This is a genomic window from Streptomyces sp. NPDC041970 (assembly GCF_055588985.1).
Genome location: NZ_JBVJCD010000038.1, coordinates 1,051 through 6,033 on the forward strand (window position 1 = coordinate 1,051; position 4,983 = coordinate 6,033).

At 76.6% G+C, this 4,983-nt stretch carries 6 protein-coding genes; 5 read left to right on the forward strand and 1 reads right to left on the reverse strand.

The annotated features are described in order from the left end of the window. Positions 1–273 precede the first annotated feature (273 nt). From ACZ6EJ_RS19070 to ACZ6EJ_RS19085, 4 genes are all read left to right on the forward strand, one after another. On the forward strand, positions 274–762 hold the full coding sequence (locus tag ACZ6EJ_RS19070) for a DUF2087 domain-containing protein (protein WP_469268552.1): 489 nt from the start codon (positions 274–276) through the stop codon (positions 760–762). A gap of 15 nt (positions 763–777) precedes the next feature. Further along, on the forward strand, positions 778–2,208 hold the full coding sequence (locus ACZ6EJ_RS19075) for a leucyl aminopeptidase family protein (protein ID WP_469268472.1): 1,431 nt from the start codon (positions 778–780) through the stop codon (positions 2,206–2,208). Positions 2,209–2,285: 77 nt separating this feature from the next. Then, positions 2,286–2,816: a hypothetical protein gene (locus ACZ6EJ_RS19080; protein ID WP_469268473.1), complete on the forward strand. Its 531-nt coding sequence runs from the start codon at positions 2,286–2,288 to the stop codon at positions 2,814–2,816. A gap of 64 nt (positions 2,817–2,880) precedes the next feature. After that, positions 2,881–3,366 carry a GNAT family N-acetyltransferase gene (locus ACZ6EJ_RS19085; RefSeq protein WP_469268475.1) on the forward strand — a complete coding sequence of 162 codons (486 nt, stop codon included), beginning with the start codon at positions 2,881–2,883 and terminating at the stop codon, positions 3,364–3,366. Positions 3,367–3,521: 155 nt separating this feature from the next. Here the strand turns inward: ACZ6EJ_RS19085 and ACZ6EJ_RS19090 are convergent, their stop codons facing one another. Beyond that, the gene (locus ACZ6EJ_RS19090) at positions 3,522–4,019 is read right to left on the reverse strand and encodes a GNAT family N-acetyltransferase (protein ID WP_469268476.1); all 498 of its coding nucleotides are present in this window, start codon (positions 4,017–4,019) and stop codon (positions 3,522–3,524) included. Between the two features lie 50 nt (positions 4,020–4,069). On the opposite strand from ACZ6EJ_RS19090, the gene ACZ6EJ_RS19095 reads away from it, so the two are divergent. Next, on the forward strand, positions 4,070–4,891 hold the full coding sequence (locus tag ACZ6EJ_RS19095) for an exodeoxyribonuclease III (RefSeq protein WP_469268478.1): 822 nt from the start codon (positions 4,070–4,072) through the stop codon (positions 4,889–4,891). Positions 4,892–4,983 lie beyond the last annotated feature (92 nt).

Consider the following 4,983-nt stretch of genomic DNA (forward strand, 5'->3'; position numbering starts at 1 on the left):
ACGGGGGCAGGTCGTCTGCGTCCCCCCCTCCCCCCCCTCCCTCCCCTCCCCCCCCCCCTCCCCCCCCCCCCCCCCCCCCCCCCCCCGGCGGGCGCTCCGGGGCGGGGGCCGGGCGCGGCGGGCCCGCACGAGCCGACGACCAGAGAACAGAGAGAGCCGTTGACTGCCACCGACACTCCGCGATCCGCCTCCTCCGCAGCCGCCTCCGAGCGGGACGCCGCCGCCGACGGGTCCGCCGCCGGGGAGCAGGCCCGCCCGCCGTCCTGCCGCGACCTGGTCGGGCTGCTCGCGCAGGAGGACCGCCGCTCCGCCTACGCCGCCCTCGCGCTGGGCGCGACCACCGCGGCCGAGGTGGCCGAGCGGACCGGGCTGCGGCCCACCGCCGCCGCGATGGCGCTGCAGAAGCTGACCGAGGGCCGGATCGCCTCCCACGACCCGGAGCGGGGCGCCTACCGCCTCATCGACGACACCTTCCGGCTGGCGGTGCGCGAAGAGGCGCGGTTGACCGGCCGGGGCGGGGGGGACGGCGCCGGCGCGTACTTCCGCAAGGGACGCCTGGCCTCCATCCCCGGCGAGGCGAAGGTCCGCCGCCGGGTGCTGACGGTGGTCGCCGAGTCCTTCGAGAAGGGCGTGGCCTACGACGAGCCCAAGGTGAACGCCATCTGCGGCGGCTGGCTGGACGACTGGGTCAGCCTGCGCCGGGCGCTCGTCGACGAGGGGCTGCTGACCCGCGACGCCGCCGCCCGCTACGAGCGGGCCTGACCGGGGGGTGACGCCGTGACCGCCTTCCGCGCCGGGACGCCGGAGGAGCCCGCCGACGTCGTCGTCCGCCCCTGGCACTCCGCCGCCGGGGCGAGCGCCTTCGCCCGCAGACGCGGCTTCCTCGCCCGCGCCGGGCAGGTGGTGGCCGAACCGGCCGAGGACGGTCGCGGCGTCCTCCTCAACGTCGGCCTGGGGCCCGCCGACGCGCTCACCCCGTCCGTCCTGCGGGAGGCGGCCGCCGTGGCCGCCCGAGCCATCGGGCCGGCCCGGACCGTCCGCATGGACCTGGCGCTCCCGGCCGGCGAACGCCGCGCGCCGGACGACCGGGTCCGCGCGGTCGCCGAGGGCGCGCGGCTGGCCCTGTACCGGTACGACGCCCACCGGTCCGCGCGGGGGCTGCCGCCCCCGGCCGAGGTCCGGATCACGGGCGCGGACCCGGCCGCCCTCGCGGAGGCGCTGGCCGCGGCCGACGGCACCTGCCTGGCCCGCGACCTCGTCAACGCCCCGGCCTGCGAACTGACCCCGGCCGTCTTCGCCGACCGGATCGCCGCGGCCGCCGAACGGGCCGGGCTCGCCGCCGCCGTCCACCGGGGGGCCGGACTGGAGCGGCTGGGGCTGGCGGGCCTGGTCGCCGTCGGCCAGGGGTCATCGGAGCCCCCGCGGTACGTCGAAGTCGTCCACGAGCCCGAGGGGCCCGCCGCGCTCACCGTGGCCCTGGTCGGCAAGGGCGTCACGTTCGACTCCGGCGGGGTGTCCCTCAAACCCTCCGGCGAACTGCACACGATGAAGGCCGACATGGGCGGCGCGGCGGCCGTCGTCGGCGCGGTGCTGGCGCTTCCCCGCCTCGGGCTGCCGCTGCGGGTCCGCGCCCACCTGCCGCTGGCCGAGAACATGCCGGACGGCGGCGCGCTGCGCGTCGGGGACGTGGTGCGCCACCGCGACGGGACCACCACCGAGGTCACGCACACGGACAACGAGGGCCGGGTCCTGCTCGCCGACGTGCTGTCGCTGGCGAGCGAGCCGGGCCGCGCCGACGCCGTGATCGACGTGGCCACGCTCACCTCGGCGACCGCCCACGCCCTGGGGACGCGGACGGGGGCCGTCTTCTCCCCCGACGACGCGCTGGCCGACCTCCTGGTGGCGGCCGGGCTCCGGGCCGGGGAGGGGCTGTGGCGGCTGCCGCTGCTCGCGCACGAGCGGCGGCACCTGCGCTCGGCCGTCGCCGACCGCGTCAACTGCTCGCACCGCCGGGGCGATCCCGTGCAGGCGGCGCTGTTCCTGGCCGACTTCGTGTCCCCCGGCACACGCTGGGCGCACCTGGACGTGGCGGCGCCGGTGTGGAACGACGAGCCGGCGCACGGCGAGGTGCCCCACGGGGCCACCGGGTTCGGGGTGCGGACCCTGCTGGAGGCGCTGCGGGCGCTGGCCGCCGGGGTCCGGGGCTGACCGGCCGGAACCGACCGCCGGGCGGGGGAGTCGGGTAAGGCGTCGGCAATCGGCACGGCGCGACCCGAGGAGAAGGTGTGACCAGTCCCGTTCCCCGCGATCCCCACGACCGAGGCGCCCCGGCTCAGGGCGCCGGGGCCCGGCGGCCCGCGTCCCCGGCGCGCGCCCCGCGCCGCCCGCTCGCGGCCACCGCGTTCATCGTGCACGCGCTGCTGGTCGGCGCGGTGATGACGGGCTGGCTGCTCTCCCTCACGCACACGACGTGGGTGTGGATGCAGGACGCCCCGCCCCAGGACAACCGGGTCATCGGCGGGGTCGTCGGCCTGTTCGTCTGCTGCGTGGGGCTCCTGTTCGGCCTGGTCGTCCTGGCGGGCGGGATCGGGGCGGTCCGCGGGGCGGACTTCGGGGCGTCGGCGGTCCTCTTCACGTACCGGCCCCTGCTGGCCCTGTGCGTACTGGCCCTGGTCCGAGGAGTGGTGTTCGTGTGGGATCCGGATTCCCCCGAGTGGCGTCTGCGGATGGCCGGCTTCGGGGCCGCCGCGGTGGTGCTGGTCGTCGGGATGCTGCTGTACCGGACGCGGGCGGCGCAGGCGTACTTCGACCGCTGAACGGCCTCGGCCCGGACCCGCGCACCGGGAGCGGTGTCAGTGGCGGGTGCCAGACTCGGCCGGCATGGGGACCACCGTGCGGTTGAGGGATGTCGAGCAGGCCGACCTGGAGGCGTTCTTGGCCTACGAGCACGATCCGGAGGCCGTGCGCAGGTCGGGGTTCACGCCTCGGCCGAGGGAGGCGTTCATGGCGCACTGGGCGAGGAGGGTGCTGGGGGACCCCACGGTGCTCGTGCAGACGGTCGTGGTGGACGGCGAGCCGGCGGGGAACGTCGTGGCCTGGTGGGACGGGGAGCGGCGCTTCGTCGGCTACTGGTTCGGCCGCCCGTACTGGGGGCGCGGCATCGGCACCGCGGCGCTGACCGCGTTCCTGGAGTTGGAGCCGGTCCGCCCGCTCCACGCGGACCCGGCCGTGGGGAACACCGGCTCGGTGCGGCTGCTGGAGAGGTGCGGGTTCGAGGCGGTCGGGACGGTGGGGGAGGGGGAGGAGGAGCACGTCCTGCTGGTGCTCGCCGCGGACGCCCCGGCCACGCGGCGACCGGACGCCTGAGCCCCCGGTCCGGCGTCCGGAGGTGTCTGAGCCCCGGTCCGGCGTCCGGACGCCTGAGCCCCCGGCCACGCGGCGTCCGGGCGTCTGGGCCCTCGTCCGGCGGCCGTCGGCTCGCGCCCGGCCGGAGGCCCGAGCCGCCGCGCCGGCCCGCCCCGTCAGCTCGCGCCGGCCGGGCGGTGGAGCGGCTTGGCCATGCAGATGCTGCTGTCGTACGTCCGGTAGTAGCCGAACTTCTCGCACACCGTGTAGCCGCTCGACGTGTACAGCGCGACGGCCTCCGGCTGCTGGTCGCCGGTCTCCAGGACCATCCGGGTCCGCCCGGCGGCCCGCGCGTCCTCCTCCAGGGCGGCGAGCAGCCGCCGCGCCAGGCCCCGGCCGCGCCCCTCGGGGACGACGTACATCCGCTTGATCTCGGCGTCGCCGTCCTGGTAGCCCTCCGCGTTGCGGTTCTGGGTCCGCCAGCCGCCGCTGCCGACCGGGCGGTCCCGCTCGTCGTAGGCGAGCAGGTACAGACCGCGCGGCGGCTGGAACATCGAGGGGTCCAGCGGTGTGAGATCGCCCCCGTCGCCGTAGCGCTCGATGTACTCGAGCTGCACCTGGTCGTTGAGTTTGACGGCGTCGGGGTGGTCGAACGACCGGGTCTGAATCATCATGCTGGGCATCGCACATCTACGCGTAGGGGTGGAGTGGGTACTGTCGTCTGATGCTCACCGTCATTACCTCCGTGAATGTTAATGGGCTCCGCGCCGCCGCCAAGAAGGGCTTCGGCCCGTGGCTGGCCGGGTCCGAGGCCGACGTGGTCTGCCTCCAGGAAGTGCGGGCGGAGCTGAGCCAGCTCCCCGCCGAGGTCGGCACGCCCGAGGGCTGGCACACGGTGCACGCGCCCGCCGCCGCCAAGGGGCGCGCCGGGGTCGCGCTCTACTCCCGGAAGGCGCCCGAGCGGGTCCAGATCGGCTTCGGCGGGTACGGCGTGCCCGGAGCGGAGGAGTTCGACGCGAGCGGCCGGTACGCGGAGATCGACCTCCCCGGACTCACCGTCGCCAGCCTGTACCTGCCCTCCGGCGAGGTCGGCACCGAGCGGCAGGAGGAGAAGGAGCGGTTCATGGCCGCCTTCCTGCCCTACCTCCGGGGGCTGAGGGAGCGGGCGGCGGCGGACGGCCGCGAGGTCGTGGTCTGCGGCGACTGGAACATCGCGCACCGGGAGGCCGACCTGAAGAACTGGAAGGCCAACCGCAGGAGCTCCGGCTTCCTGCCCGAGGAGCGCGCCTGGCTGACCCGCGTCCTGGAGGAGGCCGCGTACGTGGACGTGGTGCGCGCCCTGCACCCGGACGTCGAGGGCCCGTACTCCTGGTGGTCCTACCGGGGCCGCGCCTTCGACAACGACGCCGGCTGGCGGATCGACTACCAGATGGCGACCCCGTCCCTCGCCGCCCGCGCCGTGAAGGCGTGGGTCGAGCGGGCCGCGACGCACGGCGAGCGGTGGAGCGACCACGCGCCCGTGACGGTCGTCTACGAGCGGCGGTAGCCCCGCCCGGCGGGGGGGGGGGGGGGGGGGGGGGGGGGGGGGGGGGGGGGGGGGCGGGGGGGGGGGGGGGGGGGGGGTGTCTTTTTTGGGAA